20 protein-coding genes and 2 tRNA genes are annotated in these 21,331 nt (G+C 61.9%); all 22 read right to left on the bottom strand.

Annotated elements, in window-relative coordinates; translation table 11 throughout:
* Positions 1-7: 7 nt before the first annotated feature.
* Positions 8-733: a ribonuclease III gene (gene rnc / locus ACTNB2_RS01140; RefSeq protein WP_154515455.1), complete on the bottom strand. Its 726-nt coding sequence runs from the start codon at positions 731-733 to the stop codon at positions 8-10.
* A gap of 3 nt (positions 734-736) precedes the next feature.
* Positions 737-979: an acyl carrier protein gene (locus ACTNB2_RS01135; RefSeq protein WP_154515452.1), complete on the bottom strand. Its 243-nt coding sequence runs from the start codon at positions 977-979 to the stop codon at positions 737-739.
* Between the two features lie 117 nt (positions 980-1,096).
* Positions 1,097-2,113 (bottom strand): phosphate acyltransferase PlsX, encoded by a 1,017-nt coding sequence (gene plsX / locus ACTNB2_RS01130; RefSeq protein ID WP_154515449.1) that lies wholly within the window; start codon positions 2,111-2,113, stop codon positions 1,097-1,099.
* 88 nt (positions 2,114-2,201) lie between these two features.
* Entirely contained in the window at positions 2,202-2,381 is a 180-nt protein-coding gene (gene rpmF / locus ACTNB2_RS01125; protein WP_022094017.1) for a 50S ribosomal protein L32, read from the bottom strand.
* A 64-nt stretch (positions 2,382-2,445) separates the two neighbouring features.
* Positions 2,446-3,000: a YceD family protein gene (locus tag ACTNB2_RS01120; protein WP_441041153.1), complete on the bottom strand. Its 555-nt coding sequence runs from the start codon at positions 2,998-3,000 to the stop codon at positions 2,446-2,448.
* On the bottom strand, positions 3,000-3,497 hold the full coding sequence (locus ACTNB2_RS01115; protein ID WP_441041155.1) for an ATPase: 498 nt from the start codon (positions 3,495-3,497) through the stop codon (positions 3,000-3,002). The genes ACTNB2_RS01120 and ACTNB2_RS01115 overlap by 1 nt, the downstream gene beginning before the upstream one ends.
* Positions 3,498-3,565: 68 nt before the next feature.
* Positions 3,566-4,063, bottom strand: coding sequence for a pantetheine-phosphate adenylyltransferase (gene coaD / locus ACTNB2_RS01110; RefSeq protein ID WP_154515440.1), 498 nt, complete (start codon positions 4,061-4,063; stop codon positions 3,566-3,568).
* The gene (gene rsmD / locus ACTNB2_RS01105) at positions 4,056-4,700 is read right to left on the bottom strand and encodes a 16S rRNA (guanine(966)-N(2))-methyltransferase RsmD (protein WP_441041156.1); all 645 of its coding nucleotides are present in this window, start codon (positions 4,698-4,700) and stop codon (positions 4,056-4,058) included. The genes coaD and rsmD overlap by 8 nt, the downstream gene beginning before the upstream one ends.
* Positions 4,697-6,874 (bottom strand): ATP-dependent DNA helicase RecG, encoded by a 2,178-nt coding sequence (gene recG, locus ACTNB2_RS01100; protein WP_441041158.1) that lies wholly within the window; start codon positions 6,872-6,874, stop codon positions 4,697-4,699. The genes rsmD and recG overlap by 4 nt, the downstream gene beginning before the upstream one ends.
* A gap of 10 nt (positions 6,875-6,884) precedes the next feature.
* The gene (locus ACTNB2_RS01095) at positions 6,885-8,546 is read right to left on the bottom strand and encodes a DAK2 domain-containing protein (RefSeq protein WP_441041160.1); all 1,662 of its coding nucleotides are present in this window, start codon (positions 8,544-8,546) and stop codon (positions 6,885-6,887) included.
* A gap of 27 nt (positions 8,547-8,573) precedes the next feature.
* Positions 8,574-8,963 (bottom strand): Asp23/Gls24 family envelope stress response protein, encoded by a 390-nt coding sequence (locus ACTNB2_RS01090; protein WP_187361832.1) that lies wholly within the window; start codon positions 8,961-8,963, stop codon positions 8,574-8,576.
* Positions 8,964-9,124: 161 nt separating this feature from the next.
* Positions 9,125-9,199: transfer RNA gene (locus tag ACTNB2_RS01085), tRNA-Asn, on the bottom strand.
* A gap of 33 nt (positions 9,200-9,232) precedes the next feature.
* Positions 9,233-9,307: transfer RNA gene (locus tag ACTNB2_RS01080), tRNA-Asn, on the bottom strand.
* 341 nt (positions 9,308-9,648) lie between these two features.
* Positions 9,649-10,992, bottom strand: a complete 1,344-nt coding sequence (gene rpoD, locus ACTNB2_RS01075) for an RNA polymerase sigma factor RpoD (RefSeq protein WP_370450567.1) — start codon at positions 10,990-10,992, stop codon at positions 9,649-9,651.
* A gap of 110 nt (positions 10,993-11,102) precedes the next feature.
* A complete protein-coding gene (gene dnaG / locus ACTNB2_RS01070) occupies positions 11,103-13,211 on the bottom strand; it encodes a DNA primase (RefSeq protein ID WP_441041162.1) in 2,109 nt (702 codons plus the stop codon).
* A complete protein-coding gene (ribF, locus tag ACTNB2_RS01065) occupies positions 13,204-14,211 on the bottom strand; it encodes a riboflavin biosynthesis protein RibF (RefSeq protein WP_441041163.1) in 1,008 nt (335 codons plus the stop codon). The genes dnaG and ribF overlap by 8 nt, the downstream gene beginning before the upstream one ends.
* Positions 14,208-15,140: a tRNA pseudouridine(55) synthase TruB gene (truB, locus tag ACTNB2_RS01060; protein WP_441041164.1), complete on the bottom strand. Its 933-nt coding sequence runs from the start codon at positions 15,138-15,140 to the stop codon at positions 14,208-14,210. Before truB ends, ribF begins: the two co-directional genes overlap by 4 nt.
* Before the next feature lie 15 nt (positions 15,141-15,155).
* Complete coding sequence (locus ACTNB2_RS01055; protein ID WP_441041166.1) at positions 15,156-16,199, bottom strand: DHH family phosphoesterase; 1,044 nt, start codon at positions 16,197-16,199, stop codon at positions 15,156-15,158.
* A complete protein-coding gene (rbfA, locus tag ACTNB2_RS01050; protein WP_006234038.1) occupies positions 16,192-16,602 on the bottom strand; it encodes a 30S ribosome-binding factor RbfA in 411 nt (136 codons plus the stop codon). Before rbfA ends, ACTNB2_RS01055 begins: the two co-directional genes overlap by 8 nt.
* Positions 16,603-16,613: 11 nt before the next feature.
* Complete coding sequence (gene infB / locus ACTNB2_RS01045) at positions 16,614-19,289, bottom strand: translation initiation factor IF-2 (RefSeq protein ID WP_427747321.1); 2,676 nt, start codon at positions 19,287-19,289, stop codon at positions 16,614-16,616.
* A gap of 91 nt (positions 19,290-19,380) precedes the next feature.
* Complete coding sequence (nusA, locus tag ACTNB2_RS01040; RefSeq protein WP_154515419.1) at positions 19,381-20,628, bottom strand: transcription termination factor NusA; 1,248 nt, start codon at positions 20,626-20,628, stop codon at positions 19,381-19,383.
* Between the two features lies 1 nt (position 20,629).
* A complete protein-coding gene (gene rimP / locus ACTNB2_RS01035; RefSeq protein WP_441033500.1) occupies positions 20,630-21,124 on the bottom strand; it encodes a ribosome maturation factor RimP in 495 nt (164 codons plus the stop codon).
* Positions 21,125-21,331 lie beyond the last annotated feature (207 nt).

Below are 21,331 nucleotides of genomic sequence, written 5' to 3'. Positions count from 1 at the left end.
TCCTCGCTTAAACGGGCTTCTTGTTGAGAATCACACCGTTGGTGGTGTAACCCATGCGGTCGAGCGCCTCGAGTGCAGCGGCTCCCTCGGCCTCTTTCTTAGAGGCGCCGGTGCCGCGGCCCTGACGGATACCGTCGACAAGCACCACGGCGGTAAAGGTGGGCGCATGTGCCGGGCCCTCGGAGCCTACCAGCTTGTATGCCGGGGGCTCGTGACCGTCTGCCTGCACGCACTCCTGCAAGAACGACTTGGGGTTCGCGGGGTGCTCGGCACGCTCGGAGGCCAAATGGGGCTTAAGCGTGCGATGGATGAACTCCGCCGCCGCATCCCAGCCAGCATCGAGGTACAACGCACCCACGAGCGACTCATAGACGTTCTCGAGCGCCGAGTTAAGGCCGCGCGCGCCGGTACCGGTCTCGGAGGCGCCAAAGATGATGATGTCGTCGATGCCCAGCTCGTGCGAAACCTCGGACAGCGTGGCACCCGAAACAAGCGATACTTTCAGACGCGTGAGCTTGCCTTCATCGAACTCGGGATAAGACTCAAAGAGCGAACGGGCAACCACGGCGCCCAGAATGGAGTCACCCAAAAACTCAAGCCGCTCATAGCTGGCAGAGACCGGCTGCCCCTCTACTGCCGAGGGGTGGGTGAGCGCCGCGCGTAGCAGCACCTTGTTATTAAACTCATGGCCCAGGATTTCCTGAGCGCGCGTGAGTCGTTGAGATAAAGCCAAGACCTAGGCCTCCCTGGCGTTTTCGATAGCGTCGACGGCGTCGGCAACGGAGGTGAGCGACAACAGGGTCTCGTCATCGATCTCGAGGTCAAACTCGTCCTCGATGGCCGTCACCAGCTGCAGGCGCTCGAGCGAATTGGCATCGAGGTCGTCAAAAGTTGTCTCATCACTGATCTCGGCAACGTCGACGCCCAGCACGTCGGCAGCGACCTCGGCGATCTTGTCAAAGATTTCGGAGCGATCCATAGCGCATCCTCTCATACGTCGTGGAATACAATGTGTCGCGCGGGCGGAAGCCGCATTGCAGCACGGCTCCGATTCTACCCCACGATGCATAGCTTGAGCCACGTAACGGAGCTCTTGCTAAACGATACCTTCCATGGAATTGGCAATGCTTTCGATAAGCCCGGCTCGAACGGCCTGAGCCGCGGCGAGTGTACCGTTCTTAACGGCTTCGGCCGACGTGGCGCCATGGCCAATCAAAACGACGCCGCGAAGGCCCAGCAGGATCGCGCCGCCCTTGGCATCGCCCGAGAGCTTGGCTTTCATCTGGCGCATCTGCTTTTTGATGAGCAGCGCGGCGATCTTGGTACCGAGCGAAGACATAAAGGCGCCCTTGAGCTCTTGCAGCAAAAACTTGGCAGCGCCCTCGGTTGCCTTGAGCGCAATATTGCCCGACATGCCGTCGGCGACCACAACGTCAAAATTGCCCGACGTAAGATCGGTGCCCTCGCAGTTGCCCACAAAACCGGGGACCGCGGCTTTCATAGCCGGGAAGCACGCCTTGGTAAAGTTAGAACCCTTCTCGTCCTCGGTGCCGTTGCCAAGCAGGCCCACACGCGGATGTTCGATGCCCAAGACCACGCGGGCATAGGCTGCACCCATCTGGGCAAAGCGAACCATGTCGTCGACCTCGACATCGGGGTTGGCCCCCATGTCACACAGTACCGTAAGGCCACCGGCGCGGTTGGGCAGCGCATTGGTGAGGCATGGGCGCACCGGCTGCTTCTTACCCTCTACCAAATATCTAAACGGCGTCACGTAGGCGGTGGCGGCAGCCGTCATGGCGCCGGTCGACCCCGCGGAGAAAAACGCGTCCGCGTTGCCCTTCTTAATAGCACGGCAGGCAAGCACGATCGAAGACTTACGCTTGGTCATCACGGCGCGGATGGGATCGTCGTCCATGGCGATGACATCGGGGGCCTCCAGAGCCTCCACGCGCGCGTGCGCCGCGGCAAAGGGGTTGACGATATCGGCGGGGCCAACAGCAATGACCTCGATATCGGGATCGGCGGCAAGTGCGGCCTCAATACCGTCGAGAACAACTTGGGGCTTCTCGTCTCCGCCCACAACGTCTACACAAACGCGAACGTTACTCATTTCAAGTGCTCCTTATACAAAAATGGCCGACTCATTGAGCCGGCCATTGTGGTTCCAGTTGGAACGGCATCGTATCCAGAGTATATAGTTACTCGGTAACGATAACCTCGCGGTCCTTGTAGAAACCGCAGCTGGGGCACACGTGATGCGGGAGCTTGACAGCGCCGCAACGGGGGCACGTGGACTGAGCCGCAGCCGAGATCTTCATGTTGGCGGAACGACGGGTATGGGTACGGATACGACCCTGCTTTTGTTTAGGTACGGGCATAGTGACCTTCCTTATGAACTATCCAGTGTGGCGATTACGCGCAAGTAGCGATACTACCACATTTTTACTCATCAAGATTGAGATTCTTCAATGCTGCAAATGGATTTTCCGTGGCAGCGGCCCATTCGGCCTCGGCCTGGGCGGCGCAATCGCATTGCTCGACGTTGAGATTGATGCCGCAGGTGGGGCACAGGCCGCGGCAATCGGGCTTGCAGAGCACCACAAACGGCGTGTCCATGACAACGGCGTCGTTAATGGGCTCCCCCAGATCGACAATGCGGTCCTCGCCCAAAAGCTCGTAACCGTCCTCGTAGGCCTCGGGATCCTCGGGCTCCTCAAAGAGATAGAACTCCTCGATCTCGCCGGCGATATCAAACGAGGCGAGCTCAAGGCAGCGGTCGCATTCGCCGGTGACGTGCGCTCGAACCATGCCGGAGAGCAGAACACCGGTGCCCGCATTGGTAAAAACCACGTCGTAAGCAATGCCGTCCTGCAGCTGGTACTCCTTCTCGCCCACCGTGTAGGTGGCAACATCGACCTTGCCGGTCAGCGGATACGAGTCTCCGGGAAACTCGAGCTGCTCGGAAAGATCGACGGTAACGCTCGGGAACTCAGCCATTACCACTGACCGTTCTGCTGGGCGGCACCCTCGTTGAGCTGCTGACGGCAACGGGTAACGGTGCCGGTCAGGCTCTTGAGGTTCTCCTCGAGGTGCGTAAAGACCTGCTCGGCATAATCCTCGGCCGCATAGCGCGTCTCGCGCTCGTACTGCTGGGCACGATCAAGGATATCGTCGGCCTGCTGCTGCGCCAAGCGGACGATCTCCTGCTCACCGGCAATGGTGAGTGCCTGCTGCTGAGCATCGGCAATGATGGAATCGGCCTGAGCGGCGGCGGAAGCCATAAGCTCGTCGCGCTCCTTGAGGATGCGACGGGACTTCTGCCACTCCTCGGGATAGCTCATACGGATCTCGTCAAGGATGTTAAAGAAGACGTCGGCATCGATAACCTTCATCTGGGCATTCTTGCCGAACGGCGTCTTAGCCTCTTCGATGAGCCCCTCGAGCTCCTCGACAAGGCTCACGATCCTGTCGCCAGGAAAATTCTCGCCCGGCATCCGGTCTCCTTTCATAGGTAACATGTCATCGTGTTAGTTTACCACATGCCATCAGGCAATATGAAACGTCACGAAAAGCGATGTTTAAGCGCTTCGACCACATTGGGCGGCACAAACGTCGACACATCGCTTCCGAGCGATGCGATCTGACGAACCACCGAGCTCGAGATATAGCCGTACTGCGGCGCACTCATGACAAAAATGGACTCAAGCTCGTTGTCCAGGCGATAGTTGAGGTCCGCCTGCTGCAGCTCGTACTCAAAGTCGGTCATGGCGCGCAGGCCCTTGACCACAGCGCCCGCACCCTGCTCACGGGCAAAATCGACCAACAGGCCGGTAAAGGGCAGTACCTCGACACCGTCAATATCGCCCAGGGCCTCGCGGGCCAACGCCACGCGCTCATCGAGCATAAAGGTGGTGCCCACGCCGTTTTTGCCCTGCGACTCCGCCACGGCGACAATCACGCTGGGAAAAATGCGGCGGGCGCGGCGGATTACATCGATGTGACCAAACGTGATGGGGTCAAACGTACCCGGAACGATCACGCGGTTGATAGTGTCATTCATGGGTATCCTCCAAAGGCACGTCCTCGTCAATATCGCTGTCATTAGCATGGTCGCACTCGTCCGCGGCCACCCAGCGCAGCAAGTCAACCGAGGTAATGCCGTAGCGTTTCTCTCGCACGGTCTCAAAACCAGCCGGATGAGCGCCCGCGTCGCTTGCGGCATGCTCAAACAGGGCAAAGGCCCCTGGTGCCAGCAAGCCCTGCTGGGCAAGATTGCGCAGCAGCTCCTCGACCGGCTCGGCACCAAAGGCATAGGGTGGATCGAGCAGGACCAGATCAAAGGGGCCGCCCGGAACACGGCCGCGCGAGGCGCTCGCCAACACATCGCCGGTAACGACGCGCCAACGCGAGCGGTCGCGACACAGCGACTCGATATTCTTAGTGATCAGTCGGGCGGCATTGCGATCGATCTCGAACGTGATGAGCGTGCGAGCGCCGCGCGAGAGCATCTCGATTCCCAGGGCACCGGAGCCGCCAAAGGCATCCAGCACGCGGACCTCCTCCAGATCGAAATCGAATGCCGACATGACCATGGACGCACATGCCTCGCGCACGCGGTCGGTCGTGGGACGGGTGACATCGCGCCCACGCGGCTCTTCGATCTTGCGGCCGCGCCATTCACCGCCGATGATTCTCATCCTCCGCTGACCTCCTTGAAGATATGTCGATAACGCGTGGCGACCGCATCGCGCAAGGGACGCGTCGCCACGGAGTCAAGGTTGCAAGCATACCGCAAGAGCTCGACCGCGTCCAAATGGGCCCATTCGATAAGATCCTCGTCGGCGTCCAGGTCCACAAAACGCAGGGTCACACCGCCATGTTGGCGATAACCCAAGATTTCGCCCTCGTGGCGCAAACGCAAGTCCATCTGCGCAAGTGCAAAACCGTCAGAGGTCTTTTCGAGCGCCCGCAGGCGGTCTTGCGCAGCAGACACACCGCCATTGCCCTTGGAATGCGTCATGACCAGGCACGTGCCCGACACGCTGCCGCGGCCCACGCGGCCTCTAAGCTGATGCAGGGCCGCCAAGCCAAAGCGCTCGCCGTTCTCGATAACCATGACGGTGGCGTTGGGCACGTCGACGCCCACCTCGACCACCGTAGTCGAGACGAGCACGTCGATCTCGCCGCGCTTAAAGGCGTCGATCACGCGGTCCTTCTCCCCCGCCGGCATGCGGCCGTGAAGACGCTCGACGGAAAGCCCCGGCAATGCCAGACGCAGGCGGTCGAGCTCGGTCGCGGTGTCGTGTAACGGCACGGGCACCGTCACACGACCTTCATCGTCGCGAGCAATGCCGGGAACGTCTTCCAAATCGTCCGCGGAGTCACTCGGCTCCACAAGCGGGCAGATAACGTAAGCCTGCTGTCCTTGAGCATGCGCCTCGCGTATGGCACCGTAAGCCAGGTCGCGGCTCGACTCGGTGAGCACGCGCGTCGAGACGCCGGCCCCGGGAACGGGGCGATGACGAATGATGGACGTGTCCAGGTCGCCATAGACCGAGAGCGCCAGTGTGCGCGGAATAGGCGTGGCCGTCATAACGAGCAAGTCCGCACCTGGGCCTTTGGCACGCAGGGCATTGCGCTGCCCCACGCCAAACCGGTGCTGCTCGTCGATAACGACGAGTGAAAGATGTTTAAACGTTACGTTATCCGAAAGGACCGCATGGGTACCAAAGAGCACATCGAGCTCACCAGACTGCAGCTGTGCATGGATGCGCTCGCGCTCGGCGGCCGGGGTAGCACCCGTCAGGAGCGCCCAGGACATACCGGCCTGCGAGAGCAAAGGGCCGGTCTTATCGGCATATTGACGCGCCAGCACGCCCGTGGGTGCCATGACGCAGGACTGGGTACCCGAATCGGCCGCGACTGCCAGCGCGCAGGCGGCGACGGCGGTCTTGCCGGTACCGACATCGCCCAGCAGCAAGCGGTTCATCACGTGGTCGCCATCGCACATGTCATGCAGGATGTCTTGGAACGCGGCCTCCTGCTCGTCGCTCAGCGAAAACGGCAGGGCCCGCCTAAGCGCCGTCAAATGACCACCCGCGGTATGGGTGTAGGGAACCACCTCGACCATACCGCCGTCGTTGCGCAGACGAAGCGCCAGCTGAAGATAGAGGCATTCCTCATAGGCAAGCCGTGCGCGCGCGATATCGCGCTCGGCCATACTCGAGGGAAAGTGAATCGAACGCAGCGCACGGGCGCTGCTCATAAGGCGTCGCTTGGCGCGCAGGGGCGCGGGAATCGGGTCGAAAGGATTGCCGACAATCTCGAGCGCGCCGCTCACGATACGGCGCATCCAAGCCTGGCTCACACCGTCGCTCACATAGTGAACCGGAAGGATGGTGCCCGCGGCACGCCCGTCCTCGAGCCTTTCGAAATGCGGCGAGGCCATCTGCTTAAAGCCATAGGCAAATTCGACCTTACCCATCACGGCCAGGCGGTCGCCCTGCTTGAGCTGCTGGGCAATCCAGGGCTGGCGGAAAAAAGCGACTTGCAGCACGCCCGTCTCGTCCACAAGCGAGACCTCGGTAACCTGCATACGCGGGCGGGGCTGCTTTTGAACGATACGATCGACCGTGGCGACGATCGTGCACACCGTACCGATAGGCGCCATCTCGATGGACCAGGAGCGTGTAAAGTCCAGATATCGATGAGGGATATGGAGAAGGAGGTCCCCCACCGTCCTAATTCCCAGACGGCGAAGGGCCTCCTCACGTTTACCCGAAACATATTTGAGTCGCGCGATATCCTCGTCGAGCGCATTGCTCTGGGCAAAGCGCTCCGAGACGCGCGGCACGGAGCACAGCTCGGACATGGGCAGATGCCTACTCGATCGAGAAGATCACGGGATAGAGCGGCTGCTCGCCACGATGGGCGTCAATCTCCAGGTCGGGCTGAGCCTCCTCGATGGCGTCGACGATCTCCTGGAAGGCCTCATCGGACAGCTCCTCGCCGGCCAGAATCGTCAGCGCGTCACCCTCCTCTTCCTCCTGCATGCGGTTGATGCAGTCGAGCGTGACCTGCTTCACATCGGAGCCGACCACGTCGATGGAGCCGGCAATGATACCCATGACGTCACCGGAGTGAATCGGCGAGCCGTCAGAGGCGCTGGAATCGCGCACGGCACGGGTGACCTCGCCATCGCGAACCTCGCTGATGGCATCGACCATGGCGGCGACGGCGTCCTCGAGCTCGGAATCGGGCAGCACCGCGAACAGAGCGGAGAACGCCTGCGGAACGGTCTTGGTGGGAACCACGGCGACCTTTTTGTCGGCGCAGGCAGAAGCGGCAGCCTCGGCAGCCATACGGATATTGCCGTTATTGGGCAGGATGATGACCGAAGTCGCGTTGACCTGGTCCACCGCGCCCAGCAGGTCGGCGGTCGAGGGGTTCATGGTCTGGCCACCCGAAACGACTACGTCGACGCCGAGGGACTTGAGGATGTCGGCCTCACCGGAACCGGCGGCAACGGCGACAAAACCCAGGGCCTTGGCGGGCTCGGCGGCCTTTTCCTGGTCCTCGTGGATCTTGGCGGTACGGTCGTGGGCCTCCATCTCCATGTTGTGGATAAAGACCTCGTAGATCTGGCCAAGCTGCAGCATGTGCTCGAGCACCAGGTTGGGGGTGTTGGAGTGCACGTGGATCTTGTAGTCGGGGTAGGCGCCCACGAGCAGCTCGCAGTCGCCCATGGAACCCAGGAACTTAAGGCACTCGTCCTCGTCAAACGGGGCGTCGGCCTTAAAGAGGAACTCATTGCAGTAGCGGAACTCCGAGCCCTCCCAGTCGTCGTTGGCCTCGATCTCGACGCGACCGAGGGCCGCATCGCGGGCAGAGCCAGCGGAATCAAACGTGGTGGAGAAATCCTCGACAACGGTGCTGCGGCCCAGAGCAGCGGCAACAAAGTTTTCCAGGAAGATGGCAAAGCCAAAGGCGCCGGAGTCGACCACGCCGTTCTCCTTCAGAACGGGCAGCAGGTCGGGCGTGCGAGCCACAGACTGGTAGGCCTCGACGACGATGGCGTCGAGCGCGTCCTCGGCCGAGAACTTCTTCTTCTCGCACTCGTCGGCCTTGGTCGAGACGTCGCGCAGGACCGTAAGAATCGTGCCCTCGATGGGCTTGCGGACGGCCTGGAAGGCGACCTTGACGGCGCGACGGAAAGCATGCGCGATGTCGGCAGACGTGATGGGCTCATCGGCAGAGACGAGGCCCTCGGCCACGCCGCGCAGGATCTGCGAGGTGATAACGCCGGAGTTGCCGCGGGCGCCCATGAGGGAGCCGTGGGTGATGGCGCCGGCGATGGCCTCCATATCGGCATCGGCGGGAAGGGCGGAAAGCTCCTTGGTCACCGAGGCGAGCGTGAGCGACATGTTGGTGCCGGTGTCGCCGTCGGGCACGGGAAAGACGTTGAGTTTATTGATCTCCTCGGCCTTGTCGGAAACGGCAGCCGCAGCGATCGGAAAACAGGTGCGAATGGTCTTTACAATCATGAGTATTTGAATCTCCGTTTTCGGATGCTAGTTCAGACGGCTCTTGAGCGCGTCGATGTGAATGCCGATCTTAAGGCTGGCGGGATCGATCTGGGCGATCTCCTGCAGGGTGAAAGCAACGGAGCTCGAAAGATTGTGGCAGACGGACTTCATGTTGACGCCGTTCTCGAGCACGACGTGAAGGTCGACCGTAAGGCCGTTCTCGTCGGCGGAGACAAGCACGCCCTTGCGGAGGCGCTGACCGGCAAGCAGGCGCACGCTCTCGGCGCCCTGGAGCTGCTCGGCCATACCGACGACGCCATAGCACGTCATCGCGGCATAACCGGCAATATCGGCAATAACGTCGTTCGAGACGCTCAGGCTGCCGTTAATGGTCTCAGACACAAGAATCTCCTTATCTGGTGCTCGCGGCACCATGTCGTGGGAGCAATCATTGCAATATTCTACAACGACCGCGCCATGTTGAGGTGGTGGGTCGCGGGATTACATCCTCGACACGAAATGTTGATATGGCAACGTTTGTGTTAAGCAATCGCGGTATGAAAAAACCCGCCGCAAAAGCGACGGGTTTTACAATCTGGCTCCCCGGGTAGGACTCGAACCTACAACAGCGCGGTTAACAGCCGCGTGCTCTACCATTGAGCTACCGAGGAATTTAAAGCCCAGCAGATTGGGCCGAGAAATTCTGGCTCCCCGGGTAGGACTCGAACCTACAACAGCGCGGTTAACAGCCGCGTGCTCTACCATTGAGCTACCGAGGAATAGGTGCGTGCTCTCAAGCAACGAAGTTTATTATACGGACGAATCAGCTCAGGGCAAGAACTTTTTTGAGAATTTTTCCGACCCAGTCATTGGGGACGTTCTTAAACGACTAGTCATTCAAGAACGTCCCCAACGACTAATCAACCAGACGCCCAGGGTAGTCTTTTTGGGACGGGGCTTTTTAGCTACCCTATCTCAATGAGCAGCTCAAGCTTTAAAGGCCCCAGATTGGGTAGCTAAAAAAGCCCCGTCCCAAAAAGACTACCCGTGCCCCAACTGCCGGCCCTTGTTACATGAAAGCGCCCTCAAGCGGATGTGCTTGAGGGCGCTTCTTGCTTGACTAGCTTTCGATATAGTCTTTGAGCTTGCTGGAGCGGCTGGGGTGGCGGAGCTTGGCCAGGGTCTTGGACTCGATCTGGCGGATGCGCTCGCGCGTGACACCAAACTCGCGGCCGACTTCCTCGAGCGTGCGGGGATGTCCGTCGACAAGTCCAAAGCGCAGCTCAATAACCTTGCGCTCACGATCGGCAAGCGAGTCGAGCACCTGGGTGAGCTGCTCCTGCAGCATGGAGAAGCTGGCGGCATCGGGCGGAACGATGGCCTGGGAGTCCTCGATAAAGTCGCCCAGCTGGGAATCCTCTTCCTCGCCGATAGGAGTCTCGAGCGACACGGGCTCCTGCGAGATCTTCTGGATCTCGCGGACGCGGTCGGCACTCATGTCCATCTCGGCACCGATCTCCTCGGGGGTCGGGTCGCGACCCAGATCCTGGAGGAGCTGGCGCTGCACGCGGACAAGCTTGTTGATGGTCTCGACCATGTGTACGGGAATACGGATGGTACGGGCCTGGTCGGCGATAGCGCGCGTGATGGCCTGACGGATCCACCACGTGGCGTACGTGGAAAACTTGAAACCCTTCTGGTAGTCGAACTTCTCGACGGCGCGGATCAGACCGAGGTTGCCCTCCTGGATCAGATCCAGGAACAGCATGCCGCGACCGACGTAGCGCTTGGCGATGGAGACGACCAGACGGAGGTTGGCGCTGATGAGCGCCTGCTTGGCCTCGAGGCCCACGTTCTCGATACGAGTCAGACGACGCATCTCGGCGCGAGTGAGCTCGATCTCGCCCGCCTCGGCGGCCTCGAGCTTCTCGGTGGCCTCGAGACCGGCCTCGATCTTCATGGCCAGATCGACCTCTTCGGAGGCAGTCAGCAGGTCGACCTTGCCGATCTCCTTAAGGTACATACGAACCGGGTCACCGGTCAGCATCACCGTGGAGGCATCGATGCCACGCACGCGAGAACGCGAACGGGACGTGCGGACGGTGCGCTTCTTTTTGCTCTTGCAAGAACCCATCTCGGCATCCGCCTGACGGGCCATCTTAAGCTCATGATCGTCGAGCGAGCCGGAATCGTGCTCCTCGTCGTCATCGAAATCGTCGGTATCGTTATCGTCATCGTCGACGTCCATGGGGGCGTCGTCGTTTCCGCTCGCGGAGATAATCTGGATGCCGCTGTTGCGCAGCGCGGAATAGACCGCGTTGAGCTGCTCGTCAGAAACATCGATATCCTTCAGGACGACCTGGATCTCGTCCTCGGTTACCGAAGTCCTGTTTGAGCCGTTGCCCATGAGCTTAGCAACGTAGGATTCCAGCCCAGTACCCGTGCTCTCAGTCTTATTTGGCACAGATTCTCCCTTCGTAGTCCACAGGACACATTACTTTAGCACACACTTACACGTCTATACCCAAAATTCAGACTGGATATAGCAGATAACATGCCGATTGACCACAACATCTAGGCCTGATCGGGACCCGCGGTCTCCAAACCAATCAACCGGAACGGATCGGCCACACCGCCAATCGACTTCTGGAGCTCGCGCTGGCGCAAAGAATCCTGCGCGGCCTGCATGGTCAATGCACGGCGCGCGTCATCGTCGAGCGACCGGTCCTGGCGCAGCTTGGCCTGAGCAGCCCGCATACGGCGCTTGATGGTGTAAAGCTCAAGCGTATCGAGCATAAAGACGATGTTCGTCTCGGTGGGGTGCTTGCTCGTCGCCGAGATGCGCCCGGCGCTGACAAGCGAAGCCGCATCGGGGCACACCGCGCGCGCGGCATCCATGCACGCCGCGGGATCGGTGCCCGGCGGCGTCGCGAGCACGGCCCACGCGATGGACTCGTGACGGGGGTCTACCCACTCGATCGAGCAGATGCGATCGGCGTACGTGCGGAATAGGTCGGGGTAGCTGGTGAGCATCGTCAACAGCTCGCGCTCCCCCGCCAGAGACTTCCGCTCCAGATCGGTCAGCACGATCGGCGTCGCCGGAACGGAAGGGCTCGAAGCAGACCCCGCGGGCGCCGCGTCCATGCCAGCAGGCACATCGATCGGCGGCATATCGTCGACGACCTCGACCGGCGCGGCCCCGTAGGCCTCGAGCGGCACATAGTCGTACGGTTCCTCCTCGACCGGTGTGGATACCGGCGGCGTCGCCCCCGACGCCCAGGCGCCGCGAGATGCCCCCTGCGGACCGGACGCCCGACCGCCCGCGCCGCCTGCGCGCTCGGCCTGCGCCCGCTGGCGCTCGTAGTTCTGCTCGCGACGACGCTCGGCGTCCTCGCGTTTGGCGACATCGCGAAACACACGGCCCGAACTCGAGCGCACCGTCTCCAAATCCAGGCCCAGAAGGTCGGCGATCTGGATAAAGTACGTATCGACCATGTAGCTATCGCGCAGCGGATAGATGAGCGTCAGCGCATCCTCGAGCGCCTTGGCACGACCGCCCGGCGTGGTAATGTCGCTCGACTCCTGCAGTGAGCGGTACACAAAGTCCATGAGGGGCTCGGCGGCGTCGATACGCGCCTGCAGTGCCTCGCCACCATGCGCCGTGATGAACTCCATAGGGTCGTTGCCGTCGGGAAGCACCACGCAGCGCAGGTCCATCGAGTCCTGCTCGATAAACTTAATCGCACGGCGCGCGGCCTTTTGACCGGCGGCGTCACCATCGAACATATACACGATGCGCTTGGCAAAACGGGTGAGCGTCTTTACGTGATGTTCCGTCAGCGCCGTACCCAGCGTGGCGACGACGTTTTTGATCCCCGCCTCCCAGCAGGCGATGCAGTCGGTATATCCCTCCACCACGATGGCGGTATCCTGCGCGACGATAAACTCCTTGGCCCAGTTAAAGCCGTAGAGGTTTCTCTTTTTATGAAACACGCTCGTCTCGGCGGTGTTGAGGTACTTGGGTTGGCCGTCGCCCATAATACGACCGCCAAAGGCGATGTTATGACCCTGTTCGTCAAAGATGGGAAACATCACGCGGTCGTAAAAACGATCGGCAAGCTGTCCGCGCCCGCGGCTCACGGCCACGTTGGCGTCGATCATCTCCTGCGGGGTAAAGCCCTTCTGCGACAGATGGGCCACCAACATATTGCGACCCGGCGCAAAGCCCAGGCAGTAGCGACGGCAGACGTCTCCACCCATACCGCGGCTGGCAAAGTACTCGCGCGGACGGCTGTCCTTACCGCGCATGAGCATGGTGTGATAGAACTGGGCCGTCTCGGCGCACAGGTCGTAGATGCGGGCGCGCTTGGTGCCGCGATCGCGCTGCGCGCCGGTATCGTGCAGCTCAATGCCGGCACGATCGGCCAGGTAGCGAATCGACTCGGGAAAGCTCAGGTTCTCACGCTTCATGATGTAGGTGAAGACGTCGCCGCCCTCGCCACAGCCAAAGCAGTGCCACACCTGCGTAGCGGGGATAATGTGAAACGATGGGGTCTTTTCGCCATGGAAGGGGCAGCAACCCCAAAACTCATGGCCGCGGGGCTTGAGCTCAACCGTTTCCTGCACAATGGCAACCAGGTCGGACGCAGCGCGCACCTGGTCTTTCTCCTCATCGCTAATCACGGATGCCCACCCCCTGCTCACCCAAGTTATGACGGATATCGTCAATATTACCCTCGACGGTCGCGATAAGCTCGTCCAGCGAATCAAACACGCGCGAAGGACGCAGCCAACGCGTAAACGCCAACGAAACCGAACGTCCATACAGGTCGCCCGCATACCCGATCAAGTTGGCCTCGAGATGCGCCGAAGCGGCATCGTCGGCATACGTCGGCGGCAGGCCCACGTTGACGGCAGCGGGCCACACGGTATCGTCGACCAGCACAAGTCCCTCGTAGACGCCATCGGCAGGCAGCTGAATTCCGTTTGGCACCAGCAGGTTTGCCGTCGGAAATCCCATATCGGAGCCCTCGTGACGGCCGCGGATCACACTGCCACGCACCATATAGGGACGGCCGAGTAGATCGGCTGCCAGCTCAACGTGGCCCAAGCTCAGCTCACGTCGAATGCGGGTGGCACAGATAGCCTCGCCGGCCTCGCACAGCAAATTGTGCCCATACACGTCAACACCGCGCTCAGCGCCCCATGCCTGCATCTCGGCAACGCCCGAGGCGCCGCCGCGGCCAAGCCTAAAATCGCTGCCAACGCGAATGGAGCGAATGTCGACAACATGCGCCAACAGCTCAAGAAAGCCCACGTGGTCGAGCGACGCTACCACAGGCGTAAAGGGAACAGCCACCACGGCATCGACCCCAGTCTGAGTCAGGGCATGCAGGCGGTCGGCCGTCGTCATCAATTTTTGAGCGGGCGCAGGGCTCACCACAACATCTGGATCAGGGTCAAACGTTACGACTACCGCTTTGCAGCCGTGGACGCGCGCATCGCGAATGACCGCGTCGATCAGCTCACGATGTCCCCTATGCACGCCATCGAACACGCCGATGGCAATCGAGGCGGCACCCATAGACTCGCAGTCACCAAAAGCATCAGCCAAAACGATGCGGGCCTCCGCCGCCGCGCCCACAAAAAATGTGCGCGCGAGCTCGCGAGGGTCCAGCATCATCGAACACCGCCGATCGCCTGCGGAAAGACGTGCTCCATCACAAAGCGACCATCCTCGATACGAGCCAAAGCCTTGAGCCCGCCATCGAGCACCAGCGCAAACGGTGCCTTCGACGCATCGAAGCCGGCGAGCGCGCGATCAATAGGAATACGACGTCCGCACAGCAGATCTTCCGCAAGATTGCCCGGCAAGTCGACACGCGTGGCGCCGAGGGCCGCAATGGGGTCCAAGGCAAAGCCGGCAGCGGACTCGGGAGAAAGCTCCTCGACCGCATGGCAGGCACCGATGGAGACAATGCCAGAAGCGGTACGGCGCAGCGCGGAAATATGCGCGGCACTATCGCAGGCGCGACCCAGGTCGCGAGCGAGCGCACGGATATAGGTGCCCTTGCTCACCGAGAAGGCAACGGTCCAAATGCAGGAATCGCCCTCGCCACTCACGGCGATCAGGTCGGCAGAATATACCTCGACCGGGCGCGCAGGCAACTCAACGGCATTGCCCTCACGTGCAGACTTATAGGCGCGCACGCCGTTGACCGAAATAGCCGAAAACGCCGGCGGAACCTGCATCTGAGGGCCCAGCATGGCGCTCAAGCGCTCACGGGCATAGGCCGGATCGCGCAGCTCGGGTGCAATGGCAACCGTACGGACGGCCTCGCCTTCCGCATCATCGGTATTGGTCTCGGCGCCAAACGAGATATCGGCGACGTAACTTTTGGTATCGAGGGTAAGCATGCCCAGCAGACGCGTAGCCTGGCCCACGCCCACCACCATGACACCCGACGCCATGGGGTCGAGCGTGCCGGCATGACCGACGCGCCGCTCATGGAGGGCGCGCCGGCACCGCGATACCACGTCGTGGGACGTGCAGCCCACCGGTTTATCGACGGCGAGCAGCATATTCAATTGAGAAGGCGTACGACGAGCCATGTACCATCCAAAAAGTTAGAGCTCGACGGTCACCGAAGCGGGATCCTCCCCCACCAGCTCGGCCAGCATGGGAAGTGCCGCGGTGAGCGTCTCGAAAATCGTTCCGTTATTGGTAAAGCCGGCAGCAGCGTGATGTCCGCCTCCGCCAAAGTTGGCCGCAATCTCGGAGACATCCATGTCGCCCTTGGAGCGCAGGTTTCCGCGCACCTTGGTATCGCCCTCGATGCCCTTAAGGAACAGGCAGACCTCGACACCCATCACCGAGCGCACCACATCGACCAAGCCGTCGCACTCATCCGAGGTGACGCCACATTCCTTAAGGTCGCTTTCGTACGCGTAGCTATACGCCACGCGCCCGTGCGCGACCGTCTTGATGCGGCCCATGACGATTGACTTGAGGTGCAGGAACTCGACGCGCATGCTCTGATAGACCTCGAGCGCGACACGCGCCGGGTCGGCACCGTGCGCCACCAGGCGCGAAGCCGCATGGAACGCAGCGGCATCGGCATTCTGATACTGAAAACGACCGGTATCGGTAACCAGGCCGCAGAGCAGACAGGTGGCGATGCGATCGCGAACGACAATGCCGCAATCATCCAAAAAGTGGTCGATGATCATGGCGCACGCCGCAGCATCGACACGCCTCAGGCTTACCTCGGCAAACTCCTCGCGCGCCGGATGGTGGTCAAAGCACACCACATGTTTGGAGCGGCGGAGCACGTCGGCCGAGTTGTTCAGACGCTCGACAACCGGCACATCCACCGAGATAAACAGGTCGGGATCGCCCGTAAAGCTCGAAGCCGGCACCAGACGATCGGCGCCTTCCATAAAGCGGTAAATACGCGGAACGGGATCGTCGTCTGCGAGCAGCAGCGCGATGTCCTTGTCGGGGAACGCCTTCATGAGCGAGAGACCCAGGCCCAACACGGAGCCCAGGGCATCGCCGTCGGGAGAGGTATGACCCGAGATCGCAATGGAGGACGCACCCTCGATAAGCTCGAGGATGCGTCGTATAATATCTGCAGACTCGCACGAGACGAGGTCGGCGGAATTAGTCATCTAAAGCTGCCTCCTGGGCGGCATCCGCTATGGGATAGCCGTCCTCGTCCTTTTCGATCGCCAGCGTGGCCGGGACATTCTCCAGCGCACGCGTAATGCGCTCGGCCTCATCGGTCGAGCGATCGATGCGAAAATCGAGCTCGGGCGTAACGCGCCAATCGAGCGAGCGAGCCAACAGGCTGCGAATGCGGCCCTTGGCGCTGGCGAGCGCCTCCATGACCTCATCGTAGCGGCTCGCATCGCATGACACGTACACGCGCGCGAACGAACGGTCCACCGCGACCTCGACCGCGGTCAGGGTGACCAGGTCGAGACGCGGATCGGAAACCTCAAAGAGAAGGATATAACCGAGCTTCTCGCGAAGCTGCTCGCCCAGACGGCGGGTTGCCTGCGTTTGCTTCATAGCGCTACCCCCTACTCGGTACGGGCAACCTGGTCGATACGGTAACCCTCGATCTGGTCGCCGGGCTTGATGTCCTGGAAGTTCTCCAGGCCAATGCCGCCCTCGGAACCGCTCTTGAGGCTCTTGGCCTCGTCCTTGTAGTGGCGCATCGAGGCGATCTTACCGTTAAAGACAACGATGCCGTCGCGCACCAGGCGCACGGAATCGGTCGCGGCGATCTCGCCCTCCTCGACGCGGACACCGGCGGCGATACCGACTTTGGGCACCTTAAAGGTGTCCAGGACGGTCGCGGTACCCGTGGAGACCTCGACCTCGGTGGGCTTGAGCATGCCGATACGGGCAGCGTCGAGCTCCTCGAGGCACTTGTAGATAACGTCGTAGCAACGGATCTCGACGCCCTCGCGCTCGGCAGCGGAGCGGGCCTTACCGTCGGGACGCACGCCAAAGCCAATGATGATGGCGTTGGAGGCGTCGGCCAGGACGACGTCGGTCTCGTTGATGGCACCGACCGCGGAGTGGATCGTGTTGATGCGGACCTCGGACTGATCCATCTTGTCGAGCGAGTCCTGAAGGGCCTCGATGGAGCCCTGGACGTCGGCCTTGATGATCAGGTTGAGCTCCTTGACCTCGGCGTCGGCGATGGTCTCGAAGAGGTTCTCGAGCGTGACGTGCTTCACGCGGCTCTGCTCCTCGATGCGGGCCTTGAGCGAGCGCTCATCGGCCAGGGCGCGCGCCTCGCGCTCGTCCTCGAACACGCGGAACTCGTCGCCGGCGTTTGGGACGGACTGCAGGCCCAGGATCTCGACGGCGTCGGAGGGACCGGCCTCGGTGACGGCGCGGCCCTTGGGGTCGAGCATGGCGCGAACGCGGCCATAGGTAAGGCCGGCGACCAGCGTATCGCCCACGTGCAGGGTACCGCGGGTCACGAGCACGGTAGCGACCGAGCCGCGGCCCTTGTCGAGCTTGGCCTCGAGGACGTTGCCCGAGGCGAAGGTATCGGGGTTGGCCTTGAGCTCGAGCACGTCGGCCTGAAGCAGCACGGTCTCCAGAAGGTCGTCGATACCGATCTTCTGCTTGGCCGAGATGTTGACGAACATGTTCTGTCCGCCCCACTCCTCGGGGATGACGCCGTACTCGGTGAGTTCCTGGCGCACGCGGTCGGGGTTGGCGCCGGGCTTATCGATCTTGTTGACGGCGACGACGATGGGAACGCCGGCGGCCTTGGCGTGGTTGATCGACTCGACCGTCTGGGGCATGACGCCGTCGTCGGCGGCGACGATCAGGATGACGATGTCGGTCACCTTGGCGCCACGGGCACGCATGGCCGTAAAGGTAGCGTGGCCCGGGGTATCGATGAAGGTGATCTTGCGGTCGTTGATCATGACCTGCGATGCGCCGATGGCCTGGGTAATGCCGCCAGCCTCGCCGGCAGCGACGCCGGTGTGGCGGATGGCGTCGAGCAGGCTCGTCTTGCCGTGGTCGACGTGACCCATGACGGTGACGACCGGGGCGCGGGGCTTAAGGTCAGCGGGATCGTCGTAGAACGAGAAGGTGTTCTCCTCCTCGGGGGTGATGATCCTGATCTGACGGCCCAAGTCGTCGGCAACAAGCTCGACAAGGTCGTCGGACATGGACTGCGTCATGGTGAGCGGGGTGCCCAGCAGGAACAGGCGCTTGATGATGTCGTTGGCCGGAACGTCGAGCGCCTCGGCAAGCTCCTGGACGGTAACGCCCTGGGAGACCTTGATGGCGTCGAGCTCCTCGGGGTTCACGCCCTGGGCCAGCGCCTCCTCAATCTTGCGCTCCTCCTGAGCCCTAGCGGCCTCGCGCTCGCGCTTCTCCTTGCGCTTCTTGCGGCGACCGGTGGACTCGCGAGAGGCCTCCTCGACGGCGGCACGGGCCTCCTCGAGAACCTTCTCGCGGCTGTACTCCTCGGCCTCGCGCGCCATGCGGCTGTAGTGGTCCTCTTCGCTGTTGTGACCACCCTTGCGCTTCTTGCCCTTGCCCTGCTTATCGGGGTTGGGGAAATCCATGCCGGCAGCGACATTGTTGCTGGCGTTGGTGCGATGGCTGTGCGGGCGGTTCTCGGAGGCGTTGCGGTCGTTGCGACGGCCGCCACGACGATCGCTGTTGCCGCCGCGACGGTTGCCGCGCTCGGCCTTGGCCTTGTCCTCGGCGTCCTTCTTCTCCTTGAGCACGGTCTCCTGTGCGGCGATCTGATCGAGCAGCGAACGGAAGCGCGAACCGGAGTCGGAAGCGGGAACGGCGCGGCGCTGGGCCTCGCGAGCAGCCTCCTCCTTCTCGCGGGCAAGGCGCTCCTGCTCGGCCTTCTTCTTGGCCTCGGCCTCGGCACGGGCTGCCTCCTCGGCGGCCTGGGCGGCGGCAAACTGGCGGCGCTCCTCCTCGCGTGCCTTCTCGGCGGCGATGCGCTCGCGCTCGGCCTCGGCGGCACGCGCTGCCTCCTCGGCGGCGGCAGCCTCCTCCTCGGCCTGCTTGGCGGCCTCGACTTCCTGGGCGCGGGCCTCGATCACCGAGGCAAGCTGCTTGCGGACCATGGCAACATAAGCGTCCTCCAGTGCGGAGGAAGCAGACTTAGCGGGAATCTTCATTTCGGCGAGGTGACCCATCAGTTCCTTGGAGGTCATGCCGAACTCTTTGGCCAGGGTGGACACACGGACTTTTGCCATATGACTTCACCTACCCTTTCTGGCACCTTGGGTGCCTAGAGACTGAACGAGCGTGGGATGTGCGCCGGAACCTGTCCAGCGCAACCGCGCGCTAGATCAGGTCCTCCGCATCATCGAAGGCGTCGGTGTCGTGGACACCGCAGAAACGGGAACCGGGACGGGCCTGGTTGCGGCACTGGATGCCGTCCTCGGACACGTACTCGCAGCGACGGGCGTCGTCATCCTCCTCGTCACCGATCAGGTCGGCGGCAGGCTCCTCGTGAACGGGAACGTTCTTGAGGATGTCGGCGGCAAGGGTCTCGGACTTAATGTCGATGTGCCAGCCGGTCAGGCGTGCGGCCAGGCGGGCGTTCTGGCCCTCCTTGCCGATGGCGAGCGAAAGCTGGTCGTCGGGCACGATGACGCCGGCATAGGCCTTCTCCTCGTCGATAAGGACGCGAGTGACCTTGGCGGGCGACAGGGCGTTGGCGACGTAGACGGCCGGATCGGCATCCCAAAGGATGACGTCGACGCGCTCACCGCGCAGCTCACCCACGACGGCGCGCACACGGCTGCCCTTGGGGCCGACGCAGGCGCCCACGGGATCCAGGCGGTCATCGAGCGAGTGGACGGCGACCTTGGAGCGCTGGCCGGGCTCGCGGGCGATCGACTTGATCTGGACGGTGCCCTCATAAATCTCGGGCACCTCCTGCTCAAACAGACGACGCATGAGCTCGGGGTGGGTACGCGAGATAACGATCGGCGGACGGCTGTGCTCGCCGCGGACCGGCGGAAGCGTGGAGTTGGGGTCGCGAACGTCAATGATCACGGCCTTGATGTGCTGGTTGTGCAGATAGCGCTCGCCCATGGGGCGCTCGTTGCGCTCGTTCTCGTAGCGGCGCTGATCAAAGTGCGGAAGCTCGGCCTCGACGCCTTCGCGGATCTTGACGATCGTAAAGTCGGGTGTGGACTGCAGTACGGTACCGCTGATGAGGTCGCCGATACGGCCGGAGAACTCCTCGTAGATCTGCTCGCGGGCGGAGTTGCGCACGATGGCGTTGATCTCGGCCTTGGCGTGCTGGGCGGCGATGCGGCTGGTGTTCTTGGGGGTGACGTCGATCTCCTCGAACTCGGTGAAGTTGCCCTCCTCGTCCATGGAATCGTCGATCGGCTCCAGGCGGTAGACATAGATCTTGCCGGTGGTGCGGTCGATGGTCACCTTGGCGCCCCACTCAAGATGCAGGATCTCGGCATAGCTCTTGGCGAGCGACTGCTCCAGGCGGTCGATCAGGTAGAGCTGGTCGATGTGCTTCTCCTGGCAAAGCTCCATCAGGGCGGACATCATGTCGGATGCTGCCATGTTAGTTTCCTTCCTTCGCGGGCTTGAAGTCATAGACGGGCTTCAACTTGCACTTTTTAACATCGGAAAAATCGAGGGTGACAGACTCGCCGTCCTCGAGCTCGAGGGTTACGTTGGTCTCGGTCGCGGCGGCAATCTTGCCGGAGTACTTGCGACGGCCCTCGGTGGCGGTGGAGGAAAGCTCGCAGTCCTCGCCCACAAAGCGGGCAAAGTCACGCGGACGGCGCAGCGGGCGCGCCATACCCGGGCTCGACACCTCGAGCGTATAGCTCGAAGAGATGGGGTCGAGCTCCTCAATCACGTCGCCGACCCACTTGGTGTTGGCCGTGACGTCGTTGAGCGACAGGCTCTGACCCTCGGCACCCTCGATACGCACACGCACGCAGGGGGCCTTGGTGGCACCCACGAGCTCAACGTCGACAATATCGACATCGTGCTGGGGAGCGACGGCCTCGAGCGCGTCGATGATCGCCTGCTCGGTCTTGGTCTTGACCATTGCGGCACCTCCATCCATACAAAAAAGAAGCGGGGCCGAAACCCCACTTCTTTCAATTACAACTTCATTTACAGGCAAACTATACCAATACCTGCGAAAACGTGCAACCATAGCACAAACCCGCAGGTCAGCGTGAGCACAGGTTCTCCACAAGAAATAGATAATTGGATGTAGTCGCAAGTATCCATATCCAAAAAGAGGGACGAC

This window comes from Collinsella sp. HCP28S3_G2 (genome assembly GCF_052065125.1).
Taxonomy (GTDB): Bacteria; Actinomycetota; Coriobacteriia; order Coriobacteriales; family Coriobacteriaceae; genus Collinsella.
This window is presented reverse-complemented; position numbering and strand designations above follow the sequence as displayed.

Coding starts and splice junctions, on each gene's coding strand:
- ACTNB2_RS01135 (WP_154515452.1), bottom strand. CDS start 979: ATGGATCGCTCCGAAATCTTTGACAAGATCGCCGAGGTCGCTGCCGAC.
- infB (WP_427747321.1), bottom strand. CDS start 19,289: ATGGCAAAAGTCCGTGTGTCCACCCTGGCCAAAGAGTTCGGCATGACC.
- ACTNB2_RS01095 (WP_441041160.1), bottom strand. CDS start 8,546: ATGATTGTAAAGACCATTCGCACCTGTTTTCCGATCGCTGCGGCTGCC.
- rsmD (WP_441041156.1), bottom strand. CDS start 4,700: ATGAGAATCATCGGCGGTGAATGGCGCGGCCGCAAGATCGAAGAGCCG.
- ACTNB2_RS01055 (WP_441041166.1), bottom strand. CDS start 16,199: ATGACTAATTCCGCCGACCTCGTCTCGTGCGAGTCTGCAGATATTATA.
- rimP (WP_441033500.1), bottom strand. CDS start 21,124: ATGGTCAAGACCAAGACCGAGCAGGCGATCATCGACGCGCTCGAGGCC.
- ACTNB2_RS01120 (WP_441041153.1), bottom strand. CDS start 3,000: ATGGCTGAGTTCCCGAGCGTTACCGTCGATCTTTCCGAGCAGCTCGAG.
- rbfA (WP_006234038.1), bottom strand. CDS start 16,602: ATGAAGCAAACGCAGGCAACCCGCCGTCTGGGCGAGCAGCTTCGCGAG.
- nusA (WP_154515419.1), bottom strand. CDS start 20,628: ATGGCAGCATCCGACATGATGTCCGCCCTGATGGAGCTTTGCCAGGAG.
- ACTNB2_RS01115 (WP_441041155.1), bottom strand. CDS start 3,497: ATGCCGGGCGAGAATTTTCCTGGCGACAGGATCGTGAGCCTTGTCGAG.
- truB (WP_441041164.1), bottom strand. CDS start 15,140: ATGGCTCGTCGTACGCCTTCTCAATTGAATATGCTGCTCGCCGTCGAT.
- coaD (WP_154515440.1), bottom strand. CDS start 4,063: ATGAATGACACTATCAACCGCGTGATCGTTCCGGGTACGTTTGACCCC.
- plsX (WP_154515449.1), bottom strand. CDS start 2,113: ATGAGTAACGTTCGCGTTTGTGTAGACGTTGTGGGCGGAGACGAGAAG.
- recG (WP_441041158.1), bottom strand. CDS start 6,874: ATGTCCGAGCTGTGCTCCGTGCCGCGCGTCTCGGAGCGCTTTGCCCAG.
- rpmF (WP_022094017.1), bottom strand. CDS start 2,381: ATGCCCGTACCTAAACAAAAGCAGGGTCGTATCCGTACCCATACCCGT.
- ACTNB2_RS01090 (WP_187361832.1), bottom strand. CDS start 8,963: ATGGTGCCGCGAGCACCAGATAAGGAGATTCTTGTGTCTGAGACCATT.
- ribF (WP_441041163.1), bottom strand. CDS start 14,211: ATGATGCTGGACCCTCGCGAGCTCGCGCGCACATTTTTTGTGGGCGCG.